Here is an 18,708-nt window from a genome sequence, read left to right on the forward strand (position 1 = left end):
CGTCGGCCGACGACGACAGAGGGAGATGAGAGGACCATGGCCGATCCCCACGATCAGACAGGCAGCTATGTCCGCAGGGGCGAGCCCTTCGACAGGGACATGAACTACATCGACGACAGGATCACCCGGGACGGACGCGACGGCTGGCCCGTCGAGTCCCACCGATACCGGCTTGCGGTCTCGCGCGCCTGCCCCTGGGCGAACCGGACGATCATCTCCCGTCGGCTGCTCGGTCTCGAGGACGCGATCTCCATGGCCATCGCGGGACCTACCCACGATCGGCGCTCATGGACCTTCGACCTCGACGAGGGCGGGCGGGATCCCGTGCTCGGCATCGAGCGGCTCCAGGAGGCCTACTTCGCGCGCTTCCCCGAGTATCCCCGCGGCATCACCGTGCCTGCGATCGTGGACATCCCCAGCGGCGCGGTCGTGACCAACGACTTCCAGAGGATCACCCTGGACTTCGCGACCGAATGGAGCGATCTCCACCGCGATGGAGCTCCTGACCTCTATCCGGAGGCTCAGCGCGAAGAGATCGACGCGCTGAACCGGTGGATGCTGCATCGTGTCAACAACGGCGTGTACAAGACCGGGTTCGCCGGCACCCAGGCGGCCTACGAGAAGGAGTACCGGGCCCTGTGGGCGGCCCTCGACGAGCTCGAGGAGCGGCTCTCGCGCTCCCGCTATCTGATGGGCGCCTCGATCACCGAGGCAGACGTCCGCCTGTTCCCGACTCTCGTCCGGTTCGACCCCGTGTACTTCTCCCACTTCAAGGCCAACCGGCAGCCGCTGGCGACGATGCCCAACCTGTGGGGGTACACGAAGGACCTCTTCCAGACACCGGGCTTCGGCGACACCGTCGACTTCCAGCACGTCAAGGAGCACTACTACGCGGTGCAGACGGACATCAACCCGACCCAGGTGGTGCCGCTCGGGCCCGATGTCTCGGGCTTCCTCGATCCACACGACCGGGATCGCTTCGCCACCGACACCTGGGGCCCCGGAGGGACGGCGCCGGAGCCGCCGCGCCGCGACGAGGTGGTCGACCCGGCCCACACTCCGCTGCACGTGACCGGCCGCTGAGTCCGCGGCACGTGCGTCGGCGCGCGTCCAGTCCCCCACCGGGAACCGGGCCTACCATGGGCCAGCCATGACTGACATCTCCCCCGCGCCCGCCCCCGAAGCCCTGCTCGTCGAGGACCTGACCCTGTCGTACGGGCCCGTCCGCGCGCTCGACGGCCTCCGCCTGTGCGCCGAGCGCGGAGCGGTGACCGCGCTGCTGGGGCCCAACGGCGCCGGCAAGACCACTGCGATCTCCTGCGCCACCGGACTGCTGCGCCCGGACGGCGGGACGGTCCGCGTCCTCGGCACCGACCCCTGGCGGGCGGGACCGGAGCATCGTGCTCGGGTCGGCGTCATGATCCAGGACGGGGGGCTCGTCTCCGGGGCCCAGGCGATGCAGCTGCTGCGATACGCCGCGGCGCTGCACGCCGATCCCCTGGACGTCGACGAGGTCGCCGACTATCTGGGCATCGACGGCTTCGCCCGCACTCTCGTGCGGCGCCTGTCGGGCGGGCAGAGGCAGCGTCTCGCGCTCGCACTCGCGATCGTCGGCCGCCCTGAGCTGGTGTTCCTCGACGAGCCCACCGCCGGAATGGATCCGGCCATCCGTCGTCGGGTGCGTCGTCTGGTGCGCAGCCTCGCCGAGACCGGGACCGCCATCGTGCTGACCACGCACCTGATGGATGATGTCGTCGGCCTCGCCGACGAGGTCTGCGTGATCGGGGCCGGACGCGATCTCGCATCCGGCAGGGTGCAGGACGTGGTCGCCGCCCATCAGAGCGCGGGAGGTGCCATGTCGCTGAGCGCGACCGCCACCGGCTTCGCACCGTCCGCGCGCGACGCCCTCGAACGCGATCTGCGCGAGGCCGCGGCCCGCCACGGGGCTCACCTCGAGCTCGCGTCGGGCGTCGCCGCCGATCTCGAGGCCGTCCTCCTTGATCTCATGGACGAGCAGGCATCGGGATCCACGGCACCCACCGGTGCAGACGCCCCGGCCGACAGGCAGGAGGACGCCCGATGACCCCGCCTTCCACCGGTGCGCCCGGCCGCGCGGACCGCCCCGGTCCCGCTCCGGCCCCGGCACTCCGCCGCGTCCTCGCCCATGCCCGGCTCGAGGCTCGCACGATGCTGGCGAACGGCGAGCAGCTGATGGTCGCCATCGCCTTGCCCGCGATGGTGCTCATCGCTCTGCGCCTCCTGCCGATCGGCAGGCTCGAAGGATCCGCACCGATCCAGACGGCGGTCGCAGCGACCCTCGCCACCGCGCTCGTGTCCACCTCCTTCACCTCGCAGGCGATCCAGACCGGCTTCGACCGCCGCAACGGCGTGCTGCGCTGGGTGGCCACCACGCCGCTGGGCCGTGACGGCTATCTGGCGGGCAAGGTGCTGGCGACCCTCTGCATCCACGTGCTGCAGGTGCTCGTGCTGGGACTGCTGGGGCTTGCGCTCGGCTGGCGACCCGAGATCACCTCACTGCTGACCGCCATCCCTGTGTGGATCCTCGGCACAGTGGCCTTCGGCTCGCTCGGGCTGCTGGTCGCCGGCACCCTGCGCAGCGAGGCGGTGCTCGCCGTCTCCAACCTCGTCTTCGTGCTGTTCGTCGGTGTCGGCGGCATCGCCTTCCCCACCACCTCGATGCCCCGGTTCCTCGGAGGGCTGGTGGATCTGCTCCCCTCCGGGGCCCTGGGCGAGCTGATGCGCGCCTGCCTCGCCGGCGGGCACTTCTCCGTCGGCTCCGCCGTGGTGCTGTCGCTGTGGGCGGTCCTCGGCGCGCTCGCCGTGGTGCGCTGGTTCCGCTGGACAGACTCCTGAGGACGGGATCGCGGACGCACGGTCCTCCCGGTGCGCGGCGGCCACGGACACCCCGCAGCCGCCGGTCGGAGGCGAATGCGGCGCGGCGGGCGGCGCGGCCGGATGTGATCGCTCTCGCCGCGAGGGCGGGAAGCACAGCTCCGCTTCCTACAATCAGCCCATGACCCCTTCTCCGTCCACCGCCGACGAGCTCTCTGCCTCCACCGCTCCCCCCGTGCGCATCGGACGGATCACCCTCTCGGGACACCGCACGTTCGGCCTGTCGCCGGCGGCTCGAGCACGGATCGCGGCGTTCGTCTTCTGGGGCAATCTGGTCTGCCAGATCGGCATCATCGTCACCGGGGGCGTCGTGCGGCTGACCGCCAGCGGCCTCGGCTGCTCGAGCTGGCCCAACTGCGAGCCCGGCGAGTTCACACCTCAGCTGACTCTCGAAGCCGGGATCCATCCGTTCATCGAGTTCGGCAACCGGACCCTGACCGGCGTCCTCTGCGTCTTCGCCGTCGCACTGCTCGCGGTCACCGTGCTGTGGCTGCGCCACAAGGGCCGCAGCATGCTGTGGTTCGCGCTGACGCCGCTGATCGGCACGGCCGTGCAGGCCATCGTGGGGATGGTGGTGGTGTATGCGGATCTCCACCCGGGAGTCGTCAGCCCCCATTTCCTGATCTCTCCGATACTCGTCGCCCTCTCGACGATCCTCGTGCACCGGCTGTACGACGGCGACGCGGATCGCCGCCGGTCCCTCGTCCCCGCAGCACTGCACTGGATGACCTGGGTGATGGCGGTCATCGGCTTCGCGATCCTGGTGCTCGGCACGCTCGTGACCGGAACCGGTCCGCACTCGGGAGACGATGTCGCTCCTGAGCGCCTGCCGTTCGACGCCCGCACGATCTCGTGGATCCATGCCGACTCCGTGATGCTCTTCTGCGGTCTGCTGATCGGTCTGCTGATCGCCCTGCATCTGGTCCGTGTCCAGCGGATCGCCCGCACCGCCGCCTGGACCCTCGTGATCATCACGGCGCTGCAGGCGATCATCGGCTACGCCCAGTACTTCACGGGCCTGCCGGAGGTCCTCGTCGGACTCCATATGCTGGGTGCAGGGCTGTTCTCCGCCGGTATCGCCTGGGGATCGGTCTCGCTCTACAGCTGGCGCTCGGCCGACGACGAGACGCTCGGCGATGCTCATGGCGCCGAGATCGCCGAGCATGGTGGCGCCTCCCCGGAGGCAGCACGATGATCCTCGGACGGCGACGCCGCGAGACAGCCCGCGACCTGCCCACCCTCGCGCAGGCGAAGCCCGCTGGGGAGTTCGTGTCCGGCGTGCTGTCCCACCTGCGGGAGGTCGTGGACGTCGGATGGAACCTCCTGGACATCGACGCCGAGACGCATCGGCTGATCCGCGAGGCCGGCGCCACCAGCTGCTACATCGACTACCACCCGGTCTTCGGTGCCTCCCCGTTCGGACGGGTCATCTGCACCTCCGTCAACGAGGGCGTCCTGCATGGGCGTCCGCGCGATCGGGTCCTGGTCGACGGGGACCTGCTGTCCCTGGACTTCGCCGTCGAGGTCGAGGGGTGGGTCGCCGACTCCTGCCTGTCGATCGTGGTGGGGAGGCCGAGGGACGAGGACCTGCAGCTCATCCGGGATACGGAGCAGGTGATGTGGGCGGGCATCGACCAGGTGCGCGCTGGCCGCACGGTCGGCGACATCGGCCACGCGGTCATGAGCGAGGCGCATCGCCTGGGCTACACGATCAACGACCGGTTCGGCGGCCACGGGGTCGGTCGCACGATGCATGAGGCTCCGTTCGTCCCCAACCACGGCACTCCCGGTGCAGGCGCCGAGCTGGTCGCAGGACAGCTGCTCACCGTCGAGCCGTTCCTCATGCCCACCACGTCGGATCTCGTCGTGGATCCTGCAGACGGATGGACGCAGCTGTCTGCGGACGGCTCCCGCGGTGCGCATGCCGAGCACACCCTGTATGTCACCGACGGCGATCCGATCGTGCTGACCGCGCGCGCGGACGACCCCTCGCCCCGCAGCTCGCTGCGCTGAGGCTTCATGCCCGGGCGCCCCACGGCCCAGCGCGGCCTGCGCTCCTCGGCGGTCCGGCACGGCCGCCCGGCCACCGATCTCAGCGCACGGGCCTGAGCGCGCGGAAGCGCACGGATCTCAGCGCAGGACGTCCTCGACGGCCCGGGCGATGCCGTCGACGTCGAGCCCCTGCGCCGCGAGGATCGCATCGCGCTTGGCATGCGGGATGAACGTCTGCGCCACACCGAGGTTCCGCATCGCGGGGATCGGCCTCGAGGTGCTCGCGGACTGCATGATCCGCACCGCCAGGGCTGAGCCGATGCCGCGCTCTGCGACACCGTCCTCGAGCGTCACGACGGCCCGAGCGGTCGATGCGAGGGCCACGAGCTCCTCGGACAGCGGCAGCGCCTGCACAGGATCGATCACCGCGATCCGAAGACCCGGGCGCCTGTCGCGTGAGATCCGGGCGGCGGCGATCGCACGATCGGCGAGCGCCCCGATGCTGACGATCAGCACGTCGAGATCCTCCACGGCGTCCGTCGTGATCTCCTCGGCCCCGAGGAGGATCTCACCCGCCGGGTGCGCTGCGACCGCCGGGATCGGTGACGGGCAGGCGCCCTTGGGGAAGCGGACGATGCTCGGACCGTCCACGGCGAGCGCCGACGGCACCGCATCGTCCAGCCGCTCTCCGTCCCTCGGTGCCCAGAGCGCGACTCCGGGCACCTGGCATGCCAGGGCGAGGTCCCAGATGCCATGGTGGCTGGGCCCGTCGTCCCCGGTCACGCCGGCGCGGTCGAGGGTGAGGGTGACGTCCTCCCCGTGGAGTGCGACGTCCAGCAGCAGCTGGTCGACCGCACGGTTCAGGAAGGTCGCATAGAGAGCGACCAGCGGCTTGGCGCCCCCTCGGGAGAGCCCTGCAGCAGTATCCAGGGCCAGCTGCTCGGCGATGCCGACGTCGATCACGCGCTCGGGCATCTCCCGCTGCATGGGTGTGAGACCGACGGGATCGATCATGGCTGCGCTGATCGCGAGCAGCCGGGGATCCTTCCGTGCGGCGCTGACGACGGCCGCTCCCAGCCGCGCCGTCCAGGTGGAGGCCGGTGCGGGTGCGTCCACGGGAGGGAACACCTCGGCCTGCGTCGGCGGCTCGATCTCGAAAGGACCGGTGGAGTGCCAGTGGTCGATCTCGTCGGTCTCGGCGGGGTCGAAGCCAGCACCCTTGCGGGTGAGCACGTGGACGATGACGCCTGCGCTGCGGGGATCCTCAGCCGCCGCGCGGGCGCGTGCGAGCACTCGCGCGAGAGCGAGCAGGTCGTGCCCGTCGACAGGACCGAGGTAGGTCAGACCGAGCGCGCTGAAGAGATCCTGTCCGGGCGGGACCTCGCCGTCGCGGAGGGCGCTCAGGTGCGAGGAGAGACCGCCCACCGTCGGAGCGTAGGAGCGGGTGTTGTCGTTGACGACGACGATGGTGCGGCTGCCGATGTCGCTGGCCAGCGCATTGAGCGCTTCGAGGCCGACACCGCCGGTCAGCGCGCCGTCACCGATCACCGCGACGGAGACCGCGGGGTCGCCGACCATGCGATGCGCTCGATCGATGCCGTGCGCCCAGGCGATGGATCCGGAGGCATGGGAGTTCTCCACGACGTCGTGCTCGGACTCCCGACGATCTGGATACCCCGACAGACCTCCCTCGTGCCGCAGCCCGAGCAGGTCGGCACGTCCGGTGAGCATCTTGTGCACGTACGCCTGGTGGCCGGTGTCGAACACGATCGACTCCCGCGGGGAGCGGAACTCGCGGTGGAGGGCGATCGTGAGCTCGACGACGCCCAGGTTCGGCCCCAGGTGCCCTCCGGTGCGGGAGGTGACCTCGACCAGTCTGCGGCGCAGCAGCTCGGCGAGGGCGGGGAGCTCCCCGGCGTCGAGGGCGCGCAGCGCATCGGGGTCCGAGGGGATCATCGCGGCGCGATCGGCGCGCACGCGGTCCTTGAGCGTGGACACGGTCAGGCCTCCGTCGCTGCGGGGATCAGGGACGGGTTCACCCTACGTCGCGGTGACCTGTGGCGACGGCCCGTATGGTCACATCTGTGCACATCTTCACCGGGGTTTCACGGGCGCACTCCACCATGTGCAACGCAGTGCAGACCGGCCGCGCAGGGGTGCACCGGATCGATGCCAGGTCTGCAGCACCGGATCCTCTCGGCCGCCGAGCAGCGCACGCGCCCCGCCAGGCCTGAGCCTGACGGGGCGTGCGAGATGGACTGTCCAGGACCTGCCCGAGAGCGTCAGCTGCCGGTGTCCTGCCGTCGAGCCGTAGGGCTCAGGCGGCGACCAGGGAGCGCAGGACGTACTGGAGGATGCCGCCGTTGCGGAAGTAGTCCGCCTCTCCGGGGGTGTCGATGCGCACGACCGCATCGAAGTCGACCGTCGAGCCGTCCTCCTTCTCGGCGACGACCTTCACGCTCTTCGGCGTCGTGCCCTCATTGAGGGCCGTGATGCCGGTGAACGAGTAGGTCTCCGTGCCGTCCAGGCCCAGCGACGCGGCGTTCTCGCCGTCGGGGAACTGCAGGGGAAGGACGCCCATGCCGATGAGGTTCGAGCGGTGGATGCGCTCGAAGCTCTCGGCGATGACGACCTTGACGCCCAGGAGCTTGGTCCCCTTGGCGGCCCAGTCGCGGGACGAGCCCGTGCCGTACTCCTTGCCGGCGAGCACCACCAGCGGGATGTCCTTCTCCGCATAGGCCTGGGCGGCGTCGTAGATGAACTCCTGCTCGCCGGTCAGGAAGTTCTTCGTGTACCCGCCCTCGACGCCGTCGAGGAGCTGGTTCTTGATGCGGATGTTCGCGAACGTGCCGCGGATCATCACCTCATGGTTGCCGCGGCGGGAGCCGTAGGAGTTGAAGTCCTTGCGCTCCACGCCGTGCTCGCGGAGGTAGCGCCCTGCCGGCGAGTCCGCCTTGATCGCGCCTGCCGGGGAGATGTGGTCCGTGGTGGTCGAGTCACCGAGCTTGGCGAGGACGCGCGCACCCTCGATGTCCTCGACCGCCTCCGGCTCGGCTCCCATGCCCTCGAAGTACGGGGGCTTGCGCACATAGGTGGACTCGTCGTCCCACGCGAAGGTCGCCCCTTCGGGAGTCTCCAGGCCCTGCCAGCGCTCGTCGCCGGAGAAGACGTCCTTGTAGTCCTCGGAGAACATCTCCTGGGTGATGTTCTCGCCGATGACCTGCTCGACCTCGGTCGGGCTCGGCCAGATGTCGCTGAGGTAGACCTCCTGGCCGTCCTCGTCCGTGCCCAGCGGGTCGTTCTCGAAGTCGAAGTCCATCGTGCCCGCGAGCGCGTAGGCGATGACCAGCGGCGGGGAGGCCAGGTAGTTCATCTTCACGTCAGGGTTGATGCGACCCTCGAAGTTGCGGTTGCCCGAGAGCACTGCGGTCACCGCGAGATCGTTCTCCGCGATGGCCTCGGAGATCTCCGGCGCGAGAGGTCCGGAGTTGCCGATGCAGGTGGTGCATCCGTATCCGACGAGATGGAAGCCGAGCTGCTCGAGGTCGGGCCAGAGCCCCGCCTTCGTGTAGTAGTTGGTGACGACCTGGGAGCCGGGGGCCATGGAGGTCTTCACCCACGGCTTGGTGCTCAGACCGCGCTTGACGGCGTTGCGCGCGAGCAGGCCCGCGGCCATCATCACCGAGGGGTTCGAGGTGTTGGTGCAGGAGGTGATCGAGGCGATCGAGACGATGCCGTGGTCGATCGAGAAGTCCTGGCCCTTCACCGCGGTCGGCTGCGAGGCGCGGCCGCGGACGGCGGAGTGCTCGACGGCGCGGCCGCCGCTGTCGTTGTCCGAGTCCTGAGCAGCGGGATCCGAGGCGGGGAAGGTCCCGGCGACATCGCCGCTGTCGGCGGTGCGCTCCGGATGGCCCGCGTAGGCCGGCAGAACCTCCCGGAACGACTCCTTCGCCTCGGTCAGGATGATGCGGTCCTGGGGACGCTTCGGACCGGCGATCGAGGGGACGACGGTGGAGAGGTCCAGCTCGAGGTACTCGGAGTACTGGGCCTCCTTCGAGGGGTCGTGCCACAGACCCTGGCGCTTGGCGTACGCCTCGACCAGTGCGAGCTGCTCGTCGGACCGGCCGGTCAGGCGCAGGTAGTCGACCGTGACCTCGTCGATCGGGAAGATCGCGCAGGTCGATCCGAACTCCGGGCTCATGTTGCCGATCGTGGCGCGGTTGGCCAGCGGCACCTGGCCGACGCCTTCGCCGTAGAACTCGACGAACTTGCCGACCGCACCGTGCTCGCGCAGCATCTCGGTGATCGTCAGCACCACGTCCGTCGCGGTGGCGGCTGCGGGGATCTGACCGGTGAGCTTGAAGCCCACCACGCGCGGGATCAGCATGGAGACCGGCTGGCCGAGCATCGCGGCCTCGGCCTCGATGCCGCCGACGCCCCAGCCCAGCACGCCCAGGCCGTTGACCATCGTGGTGTGCGAATCGGTGCCGACGCAGGAGTCCGGGTACGCGCGCAGCACGGTCCCCTCGCCGTCGGCCGACGGAACCTCGCGAGTCATGACCGTGCGAGCGAGGTACTCGATGTTGACCTGGTGGACGATCCCGGTGCCCGGGGGGACGACCTTGAAGTCGTCGAAGGCGGTCTGGCCCCAGCGCAGGAACTGGTAGCGCTCACGATTGCGCTCGTACTCGAGCTCCATGTTCCGCTCGAGCGCATCGAGCCTGCCCGCGACGTCGATCATCACCGAGTGGTCGATGACCATCTCCGCGGGAGCCAGCGGGTTGATGCGACTGGGATCCCCTCCGAGATCCTGCACTGCCTCGCGCATGGTGGCCAGGTCGACGACGCAGGGGACGCCCGTGAAGTCCTGCATGATCACGCGCGCCGGGGTGAACTGGATCTCGACCGACGGATCCGCCGTCGGGTCCCAGCCGGCCAGGGCCCGCACGTGCTCCTCCGTGATGTTCGCACCGTCCTCGGTGCGCAGCAGGTTCTCGAGCAGGATCTTCAGGCTGTACGGAAGCTTCTCGGCGCCCTCGACGGCATCGAGCGCATAGATCTCGTAGTCGGTCCCTCCGACGCTGAGCTCCTGCTTCGCGGAGAATGAGTCGACTGTGCTCACTGGGCACGCTCCTTCTATGGATTGGCGAACTCGTCCATGGTAATCGGCTTCACAGCTGCCGTGGCCGCCACATCGCGACGACCGGCCCGCAGCCGGTCGTGACCTGGGCGCATTCTTCGAGGCGCGCCGCCGATCCGGTATCTTGACGTCAAGATAACCATAGCACGCCACCCACTGGCGCAATCCTCAGAGCGCTGGCCACTTCCGTGAGATGCAACTCCCGGGAAGGTATGCCTCAGTATTTTTCGAACATCCGCTTCTTCCAATTTCCGTCCGCGTGATCGCATGCCCTGCGTGACCGCACACCGTGGATCCGCCCCACCGGCCATCGCTCGAGGTGGGGACCTCCGAGCGCTCCGCAGGCGCCTCGGTCCCTGCGGAGGCTCGAGCGCCACGTCAGGACCGGGCGCGCTCCAGGACGGTCACGGACTCCACGTGATGCGTGTGCGGGAACAGGTCGAAGGCGCGCAGATCCACGATCTGCCAGCCCGACTTCTCGGCGACCGCGAGATCGCGCGCAAGCGTCGCGGGCTCGCACGACACGTACACGATCCGCTGACGGACCGCGGAGCAGAGCAGCTCCATGAGCTCAGGACCCGCGCCTGCACGCGGCGGATCGAGGACCACCGCATCCACACCGCCCCGGCGAGCGCGCACCCAGTCGGTGACATCGGCGGTGGCGGTGGAGACCTGCGGAAGATCCTCGAGGTTGGCTGCGGCATGCGCCGAGGCGCGCCGGTTCCCCTCCACCGTGATCACACTGCCCTCGACACCGACCTGCTCGGCCGCGGCGGCGGCGAACAGGCCCACTCCGCCGTAGAGATCCCAGACGCTCCCGCCCCGCGGTGCCTGAAGGTCCGCCGAGACGACCTCCGTCAGCAGCTCGGCGGCACGGCGATGGACCTGCCAGAAGCCCGTCGCCCCGACTTCGAAGAGCCGATCGCCGACACGCTCGCGCACGATCCCGTCCCCGCGCACCGGGACCATGCCGCGTCCGGTGCGCACCGCGACATCGGCCTCTCCCCAGCTCTCGGGGATGTCGAGGGCTTCGGGGTCGAGGTCCCGGCCGATGACGACGACGGATGCCGGCCCGGTGGACGGGGCGACCGCATCGATGGCCTCGGTCCCCTCGGGCGCCGTCCACTCCCCCAGGCGCAGGTCCCGGATCGCCTGCGCGGCCAACGGATTCTCTCCGACGTCGCGCACGTCGTGCGAACGCCATCCCCGCATGCCGACCCTGCCGTCGGCGTCGACCGCGAAGCGCACTCGCGTGCGCCACCCCAGTCCGTCGACGTCGTGCGGAGCGGGCTCGACCTGGACATGGTCCAAGGGGTAGCTGCTCACCCCGGCTCGCCCCAGCAGCTCCTGCATGACCTCCGAGGCGATGCGGCGCTGGGCGGGCAGGGCGATGTGCGCCCACTCGGCCCCGCCGACGCCGTCGCCTCCGGCCTCCGGCCAGATCGTGGGCACGCGATCGACACCGGCCTCGAGGACCTCGACGACCTCGGCACGCCAGTAGCGGGCAGAGGCCTGTGACTCGGGGTCGTCCAGGAGACGGACGGTCACCGTCTCCTTGGGGGCTGCACCGCGCACGAAGACCACGCGCCCCTCATGGCGGGCGACGAAGGTGCCTCCTGCGGCCGGAGGTCCCACCGTCAGGGTGAGGAGTCGACCGTCGGCGGGGGCTCCGCTCATCGTCCCGTCAGCTTCGGGGCTCATGTCCCGCTCCCTTCCTCCGCGACGCGGTGTCGCGGACTGCGCACTGTCGGCGATCAGTGTCGCAGACGGACGACCGCATGGCGGACAGCGGTGGCACCCGGGCCTCGGATCGGCATCGAATCGCGACCCTCTGCGCCGCTCAGCGGCCCACCATGCGGTCCTGGAGGCCGACGACCGGGCGGAGGAGGCATCGCACAGATGCCGGAGGCTCAGTCCCGGGGGGCGTCCCCGGCCTCGTCCCGCTCGGCACGTCGGGCGATCAGCGCTCGATGCATGAGCCATACGAGATAGGCGAGCAGTGCGAACGCGGGCAGGCCCATCACCAGCTTCGCGACCCCCAGCGCGGCCACCCGGCCGGTCAGCAGCAGCGGCACCTGGACCAGCAGCTTGGACGCATAGAGCCCGGCGAACAGCAGCGTCGCACGGGTGTACACCCGCCGCGCATCGGCATCCTCCTGCCAGTCCTCCATCCGCGGATCGAGGACGCCGACCAGCAGACCCACGAGCGGGCGACGAGCCAGCAGCGACACCGTGATCAGGGCGAGCGCCACCGCGTTGATGACGATGCCGGGCGCATAGAAGTCCGTCCCGTCCCCCGAGCGGATCGCCAGCACGGCGCCCAGGACGACACCGATCAGGCCTCCCAGCACTCCCGTGGGGCTCTGGCGCTGGACCAGTCGCAGCAGCAGGGCTAGCGCGACCACCGCCACCGCGGCGATCGCGGCGACGGTGATCGATCGGGTCGTCACGAACAGGACGATGAACAGCAGGGTCGGGATGACGGACTCGGCGATGCCGCGGGGCCCGCCCACGGCGTCCGAGACCGAGAACTCCTCCTGCCGGAGGACTCCTCCGAGCCCTCCCTGAGAGCTCGTGCCCGGCTCCGCACCGGAGGTCGTGCCCTCGTCGGCGCCGCGACCGTCGCCGATGCCGGAGTCACCACGAGGGATCGGCGCCTCGTGCGGATCGCGTGCGCCGGGCGCACCGGATGGCGCGCTCATCCGATCTCGGTGATCTCGGGGCCCCGCTCGAGGGGGTCGAGCGACTGTGCGCGCTGCGGGATGAGACCCGGTCGCTTCCCCGGAAGGTGCATCGGTATCAGCTCCTGCGGCGCCATCGCCTCCCCGCCCCGCACGACGACCAGGCGCGAGAGGAGCGTCTCGAAGCGCTGGGACTGGTCCTTGTCGCCGAGCGCCTTGCCCGTGAGGATCGCGCGGAGGAACCAGCGAGGACCGTCCACCCCGATGAACCGCGCGGGCCGATAGCCGGTGCGACCGTCCGCGCGCTTCACCGGCAGCCGGGTGATCAGCTCCTTGCCGAACACCCCGTCCCGCGTCTCTGCCGTGCCTCCCTGCTTGACCACGGAATCGCGCAGGGAGGTGCGCACCTCGTCCCACAGTCCGCGTGACTTCGGGGCGGCGAACGCCTGGACCTGCATCGATGATCCGTCCAGGACGAGATTCGCCCCCGTGACGGCGCTCGTGCGCTGGTCCACCTCCATGCGCAGCTCGAGTCCGTCGACCGTCGGGACCTGGAGCGCTCCCAGGTCGATGCGATCCTCCTCGGGAGCGTCGTGCTCGTCGTACGGCCCTCCCTCGAGATGGCCGGCCCGCTGACCTGCAGAGGAGCTCTTCGATCCTCCCGACGGCGATGCTGCTCCGCGAGGATCCTGCGCACTCTCGCGGCCGTCCTCGACCGCGGATTCCGCATCGGGCGCCGAGTCCGGCGGAGCGCTGCCGTCGCCGGCCTCCTCGCCGGACCTGCCAGCCCTGCCATCGATGCCGGCCCTGCCGGCCTTGCGCGAGAAGAGACCCATCCCTCATGCCTCCTGTTCCGTAGCGGGCCCGAGGCCCGTCGTCCGCCCGGCGAAGCCGCCGGAGGAGCCGAAGCCGGAATCGGCCCGCTCGGTCGCGTCGAGCTCGTCGACCACCTGCAGCGCCGGTGCCAGGAACGGGACGATAACGAGCTGAGCGATCCGATCCCCGCGGCGCAGGGTGAAGGACTCCTCGAGATCGGTGTTGTGCAGCGGGACCCTGATCGTTCCCCGATAGCCGGCATCCACGACGCCGGGCCCGTTGAGGACCGTGACGCCGTGCGCGACGGCGAGTCCTGAGCGCGGACAGACCAGCCCGACGGTGCCCGGGGGAAGAGCCGCAGACATGCCGGTGTCGATCAGTGCGCGACCTCCGGGGGCGATCACGGCGTCCTCGGCGCTGACGAGGTCGAGCCCCGCGTCGTCGGCGTGGGCGCGGGCCGGGAGCGGAGCACCCGGTTCGAGCCGGATGCGCAGGTCGGGCACTGGGTGCGGGGAGCACTCGCTCGGAGCGGATCCCTTCGGGGTCACAGCAGACATGGCCCCAGAGTAGGCGCTCTGCCGCGATGGCGGCCCATCGGGCGTCCAGGCTGTGCATGAGACGATGTGGGCATGTCCGCAGCTGCCGGAGGCGACCCCCTGGCCTCCTCCCCCGAGTCGTCCCCCGAACCGTTCCCCGAGTCCGCCTCGTCCGCGGCTGGGACCACCGATTCCTCGCCGTCGACAGCACCGCCCGGGCCCGCCGGCTCCCGTGACGCCTCTGCCGATTCCCGTGAGGTCTCGGGCGGTGACCCTCGCTCCGCGGAGCGCTCGACCGCCCTCGCGTCCGTCCCCGCCTATCGTGAGCGCCTGACGCCCGGCATCGGCACCTGGATCGTGCTCATCGTGTTCGGCGCCCTGTTCGGCGTGGTGATCGTCCCGCTGTCCTACGTCGCCTCGGCGATCGTCGGCGTCGTCGGGATCGCTGCGATGATCGCCGTCGGCGTGGGCTCGAGCCCGCTCCTCCAGGTCGAGGGGACGCGCTTCTCCGCAGGTCGGGCGAGCATCGACGTCTCCTACCTCGGAGAGCCGGAGACCGTCGAGGGCCAGGACTGGGACACCATCATGAGCACGGGATTCGACCCCCTCGCCCATCACTGCACCCGGGGCTGGGTGCACGGCGGCATCCGGACCGAGGTCCGTGACGACGAGGATCCGACGACCGCCTGGGTCATCTCCTCCCGCCGGCCGGCGGATCTCGCCCTCGCGCTGCGCGCCGCTCAGGAGCGCGCCCGCATCGCCGGCTGAGCACGCTCCCGGGCCCTGGACGCGGAGGGGCCGGACGCGGAGGGCCCCGCACAGCGATCGGCGCCCGCCCCCAGCAGAGGGGGCGGGCGCCGATCGTGACGGCGGACGGACGGGCTCAGGCCGCGCATTCCTTGCAGATGATGAGCGTGCCCTCGACGTGGTCGATCTGGCTGCGGTGCTTCACGAGGAAGCAGCTGGCGCAGGTGAACTCGTCAGCCTGGCGCGGAAGGACCCGCACCGAGAGCTCCTCGCCGGAGAGATCCGCGCCCGGCAGCTCGTACGAGTCCGCGGCCTCCGCCTCGTCCTCGTCGACCGCGGGAGTGGCGGCCTCGTTCCGTCGGCCCTTCAGCTCCTCGATCGAGTCGTCGTTCGACTCGTCGTCGTTCTTGCGCGGGGCGTCGTAATCAGTGGCCATCTACGGTCCGTTCCTGGTTGTCCATGAGGTCGTCCGACCTGGTGCGAGGGGCAGTCCTGCGCGAAGGAGGCGCCTTCTCCCTAGCCGGGCCGGTTCGCATCGCAACGCCGAATGCGGCGGCATTATTGCAGAACCGCATGGGTCCCACAACACAGGATCCTCCATGGGGGCCTGGAGCTCCGGCACGTCGTCCGCCGCCTCCCACGAGCACGGAGGACGGCGCGCTAGTGTCGGTCCCCAGACGCCGCGGGCGTACCCGAGCCGGCTCCGACCGAGAGGACCACGATGCGAGAGCTCGAACTCGACGGGATCCACGACGACGGGATGCATGTCGTCGTGATCGACTCCGACGGCGAGCGGTACACCCTGCCCATCGACGAGGCGCTGCGCGCTGCGGTCCGGCGCGACCGCCCCTCTCTGGCCGCGGTCCGCACGGGTGAGCCGGCACCGCTGAGGCCGCGGGAGATCCAGACCATGCTGCGCTCTGGACGCAGCGCCGAGGACATCGCCGAGGCCCATGAGGTCCCGGTCGAGCATGTGCGGCGGTATGAGGGACCTGTGCTCGCCGAGCGCGAATGGACCGCCCAGCGGGCCAGGACGTTCCCCGTCGGCCGTGGGGGTCCCGCCCTCGCCGAAGTCGTCGCCGAGCGCCTGACCGCGCGCCAGGCCTCGCAGGACGTCGCCTGGGACGCCTGGCGCCGGGCCGACGGCACCTGGACCCTCGAGCTCAGCTTTGCCGCCGCAGGCCGCACCAGGCAGGCGCACTGGGTCGCGGATCTCGACGCGCGATCCATCTCGCCCGTCGACGACGAGGCGCGCTGGATCAGCGACGAGGACGGGCCGCCGGAGCCGGTCAGGGGCCGCGCACGGCTGATGGCTGTCAAGAGCTCCGTGTACGACGTCGAGGCCGACGGGGAGTTCGACGGCGGCTCTCCGCGCCGCCGCACGGGGGGTCGCCCGTCGAGCCGGCCGTCGACCGCTCCGGCGCCGTCGAGGAGCTTCTCCGAGAACGATCTCGACGCGCTCAACGCCCGCCGCGGGCTGCGATCCGTGCCGCCGCCGGAGGACGAGGACCCCGTCGCCGTCTGGTCCACCCTCGAGGACGACGCGGAGGAGGCGGAGGATGCGGTCCCCACCGCTCCCCTGGCCCCGGGCTCCGCCGACGGCTCGGACGACGACAGGCGAGACGCCGCCGTCGGCACGGGCCCGCTGTCCGCAGGAAGCGCCTCCGAGACGCTGGACGAGGGCATCGACCCGACGGAGGATCTCGGCTCCGAGGAGTCATCGGGACCTGCCGCCGGCACACGATCCGCCCGCACCTCGATGTCCGCGGAATCGGCGCTGCCCTCGGCCTCTGCGGCCTCTGCGGAAGCATCACCCCTCCCCGCCAGGTCGCCCTCCTCCGACGAGCCGGAGGAGGGGAACGCTCCCTCCTCCCTGCACCATCAGGACACTGTGGACCTCACCGCGCTCCCGGGCTTCGAGGATCCCGGGACCGGTCGGGGTGACGGCGGCACGGGCTCGGGCGAGGACCCCACGGAGGACGGCCAGCAGAGCGCGTCGGCGCGCAAGCCCGCGAAGTCCCGTTCGAAGCGCGCGTCCATTCCCAGCTGGGACGAGATCGTCTTCGGATCGAAGCACGACTGACCCTCGCAGGGCTTCCCTGCCCTCGTGCTCTCTGCCTCTCTGCCTTCAGACTCCCGTGCGGACGAGCGGGACCAGCGACTCCGCCCTCGTCAATGAGCCGTGCACCCCGACGAGTCGGCGAGCGGCCTCAGGCCGGCGGGAGAAGTCGTCGACGATCCAGCGTCCGCGGGAGATCACCATCACGTCGGGGATGCGTCCGGCGACGTCCGGATCCGGATCCATGCCCGCGGGACCGAGCAGTCCCAGCTCGAGCATCTGTCGACGGCGCAGGACGAGCGCCCGCTCCCCCAGCAGCTCGACGAGACCGGAGGCCAGACGGTCCTCGTCCGCCTCATCGCGCGTGCCCAGCGCAAGGGCCCGCGACTCCCCCGCGACCGTCCCTGCGAGCGACCGGAGCAGCGGGTGGTCCGTCAGGTCGACCGTGTGCGCGACGTCGGTGTCGACCATGCCGTGATCTGCCGTGACGTGGAGACGGGTACCCGCGGGCAGCCGACGCAGCAGCGTGCCGACCAGGGCGTCGACCTCCGCGAGAGCGGTGCGCCACTCCTCGCTGTCCACACCGTGCGCATGCCCGGCATGGTCGACATCGTCGACATGCAGATGGACCAGCCCATCCGGCCCCGCTCTCCGTGCGGCGATCACCGTCGCATCGGCGCGGTCGTGGGCGCCATGTCCGATGAAGTCCCATCCGCGATAGGCGACGCGACTGAGATGGGAGCCCCGGTGCTTCGCGGGGGCCACCTGGACCGCTCTGCGTCCGGATTCCTCCACCGGCGTGACCAGCGGCATCCACCGCACCGGGTCGACGGCGCGGTCCCCGCGGATCTGGTTCACCGCCAGCCCCGTCACCGGGTCGTGGGTCACCCAGCCGATCACGCCGTGCTCGATAGGCGGGCGCGCGGTGTGCATGGTCACCAGGGCTGTCGCCGTGGTGGAGGGGAAGACGGTGCGCACGTACCGGGTCTCCGCCTCCAGGCGTCGCAGGACCGGGGTGAGCGCCCTGTGCTCGGAGAGGAGCTGTGCGCCGACGCCGTCCAGCAGCACCACGACATCCCGGCCGACGGTCTCCGCCGGGGCGAGCGGGGCGATGATGTCGAGCTGCTCGGGCCGTCCTCCACCTGCGAACGGCGGTGGGAGGAGATCAGCGGGCCAGCCCACGGGGGCATCGGATCCGGTCGCGGAGGACATGCCCGGTCAGCGGGACAGATCGAGCTCGTCGACGGTGTCGACGAGACGGGCGTGGAACGCGAGAGCCTCCCGGACTGCATCAGGGCCGTCGGCCAGCGCGCTCACCCGCAATGCGAGGTCCGACGGAGCGATGGTGCCGGTGTAGCCGTGATCCACCTGGCACGAGGGGTCCTCGCACACGGCCCGCTCCAGATCGATGCGACGAGTCCCGTCCCAGGTCAGACCGATGGTGATCTCAGCCTCCTCCCCCGGGACGCGGGCCCCGTCGGTGTCGAACACCTGGGAGAGGCCGGTGCCGGTGATCCTCTGCAGCCGGATCCTCTCGGTGGTGGAGACCACCTGGCTCGGGTTGAGCGCGTCGGCCGGGTCGTCATCGAGGTGGGTGACCAGCAGGTGCGTCGCCGTCAGCACCAGGACGGTCAGATGGCGACGCACCTCGGGCCCGTCGAAGGTGGTCTCGGGCCGCACGAGATGGGCCAGCACCTCTGCGCCGCGCAGGGAGAGGCCGACGCTCTGCGCGGCGGTCTGAGGGAAGTATCCCGCCGTCTCGAGGTCGGCGACGAGGTTCGCGGGGAGCTCGGGGGTCATGCTCCCAGTCTCCCATGCACCCCA

16 protein-coding genes are annotated in these 18,708 nt (G+C 70.6%); 7 read left to right on the forward strand and 9 right to left on the reverse strand.

The genetic code is table 11. The annotated features are described in order from the left end of the window. Positions 1–36 precede the first annotated feature (36 nt). The 5 genes from ACZ5AJ_RS07105 (at position 37) to map (ending at position 4,926) form a co-directional block, all read left to right on the forward strand. Positions 37–1,083, forward strand: coding sequence for a glutathione S-transferase family protein (locus ACZ5AJ_RS07105; protein WP_464138343.1), 1,047 nt, complete (start codon positions 37–39; stop codon positions 1,081–1,083). A 67-nt stretch (positions 1,084–1,150) separates the two neighbouring features. Further along, the gene (locus ACZ5AJ_RS07110) at positions 1,151–2,083 is read left to right on the forward strand and encodes an ABC transporter ATP-binding protein (protein ID WP_464138345.1); all 933 of its coding nucleotides are present in this window, start codon (positions 1,151–1,153) and stop codon (positions 2,081–2,083) included. Continuing rightward, positions 2,080–2,874, forward strand: a complete 795-nt coding sequence (locus ACZ5AJ_RS07115; RefSeq protein WP_464138347.1) for an ABC transporter permease — start codon at positions 2,080–2,082, stop codon at positions 2,872–2,874. Before ACZ5AJ_RS07110 ends, ACZ5AJ_RS07115 begins: the two co-directional genes overlap by 4 nt. Positions 2,875–3,034: 160 nt before the next feature. After that, complete coding sequence (locus ACZ5AJ_RS07120) at positions 3,035–4,108, forward strand: COX15/CtaA family protein (RefSeq protein WP_464138348.1); 1,074 nt, start codon at positions 3,035–3,037, stop codon at positions 4,106–4,108. Next, positions 4,105–4,926 (forward strand): type I methionyl aminopeptidase, encoded by an 822-nt coding sequence (map, locus tag ACZ5AJ_RS07125; protein WP_464138349.1) that lies wholly within the window; start codon positions 4,105–4,107, stop codon positions 4,924–4,926. The genes ACZ5AJ_RS07120 and map overlap by 4 nt, the downstream gene beginning before the upstream one ends. Before the next feature lie 117 nt (positions 4,927–5,043). On the opposite strand, the gene ACZ5AJ_RS07130 is transcribed toward map, so the two are convergent. The 6 genes from ACZ5AJ_RS07130 to dut all read right to left on the reverse strand — a co-directional run bounded on the left by ACZ5AJ_RS07130 (position 5,044) and on the right by dut (position 14,099). Next, positions 5,044–6,903: a 1-deoxy-D-xylulose-5-phosphate synthase gene (locus tag ACZ5AJ_RS07130; protein ID WP_464138351.1), complete on the reverse strand. Its 1,860-nt coding sequence runs from the start codon at positions 6,901–6,903 to the stop codon at positions 5,044–5,046. 319 nt (positions 6,904–7,222) lie between these two features. Then, a complete protein-coding gene (acnA, locus tag ACZ5AJ_RS07135; protein ID WP_464138353.1) occupies positions 7,223–10,027 on the reverse strand; it encodes an aconitate hydratase AcnA in 2,805 nt (934 codons plus the stop codon). Between the two features lie 396 nt (positions 10,028–10,423). After that, positions 10,424–11,746: a class I SAM-dependent RNA methyltransferase gene (locus ACZ5AJ_RS07140; RefSeq protein WP_464138354.1), complete on the reverse strand. Its 1,323-nt coding sequence runs from the start codon at positions 11,744–11,746 to the stop codon at positions 10,424–10,426. A 209-nt stretch (positions 11,747–11,955) separates the two neighbouring features. Continuing rightward, positions 11,956–12,747, reverse strand: a complete 792-nt coding sequence (locus tag ACZ5AJ_RS07145; protein WP_464138356.1) for a DUF3159 domain-containing protein — start codon at positions 12,745–12,747, stop codon at positions 11,956–11,958. After that, positions 12,744–13,562, reverse strand: coding sequence for a DUF3710 domain-containing protein (locus tag ACZ5AJ_RS07150; RefSeq protein WP_464138357.1), 819 nt, complete (start codon positions 13,560–13,562; stop codon positions 12,744–12,746). Before ACZ5AJ_RS07150 ends, ACZ5AJ_RS07145 begins: the two co-directional genes overlap by 4 nt. A gap of 3 nt (positions 13,563–13,565) precedes the next feature. Next, positions 13,566–14,099 carry a dUTP diphosphatase gene (gene dut / locus ACZ5AJ_RS07155; protein ID WP_464138358.1) on the reverse strand — a complete coding sequence of 178 codons (534 nt, stop codon included), beginning with the start codon at positions 14,097–14,099 and terminating at the stop codon, positions 13,566–13,568. 72 nt (positions 14,100–14,171) lie between these two features. Between dut and ACZ5AJ_RS07160 the strand changes: the two genes are divergently transcribed. Then, complete coding sequence (locus tag ACZ5AJ_RS07160) at positions 14,172–14,846, forward strand: DUF3093 domain-containing protein (protein ID WP_464138359.1); 675 nt, start codon at positions 14,172–14,174, stop codon at positions 14,844–14,846. Between the two features lie 115 nt (positions 14,847–14,961). Here ACZ5AJ_RS07160 and ACZ5AJ_RS07165 read toward each other — a convergent pair whose 3' ends face one another. After that, positions 14,962–15,261: a DUF4193 domain-containing protein gene (locus tag ACZ5AJ_RS07165; protein ID WP_464138361.1), complete on the reverse strand. Its 300-nt coding sequence runs from the start codon at positions 15,259–15,261 to the stop codon at positions 14,962–14,964. Positions 15,262–15,546: 285 nt separating this feature from the next. On the opposite strand from ACZ5AJ_RS07165, the gene sepH reads away from it, so the two are divergent. Further along, positions 15,547–16,908, forward strand: coding sequence for a septation protein SepH (gene sepH / locus ACZ5AJ_RS07170; RefSeq protein ID WP_464138362.1), 1,362 nt, complete (start codon positions 15,547–15,549; stop codon positions 16,906–16,908). Between the two features lie 45 nt (positions 16,909–16,953). On the opposite strand, the gene ACZ5AJ_RS07175 is transcribed toward sepH, so the two are convergent. Both ACZ5AJ_RS07175 and ACZ5AJ_RS07180 read right to left on the reverse strand, forming a co-directional pair. Next, complete coding sequence (locus ACZ5AJ_RS07175) at positions 16,954–18,096, reverse strand: alkaline phosphatase family protein (RefSeq protein WP_464138363.1); 1,143 nt, start codon at positions 18,094–18,096, stop codon at positions 16,954–16,956. Positions 18,097–18,102: 6 nt separating this feature from the next. Next, complete coding sequence (locus ACZ5AJ_RS07180) at positions 18,103–18,684, reverse strand: DUF5998 family protein (RefSeq protein ID WP_464138365.1); 582 nt, start codon at positions 18,682–18,684, stop codon at positions 18,103–18,105. Positions 18,685–18,708 lie beyond the last annotated feature (24 nt).

The organism is Brachybacterium zhongshanense (genome assembly GCF_055385755.1).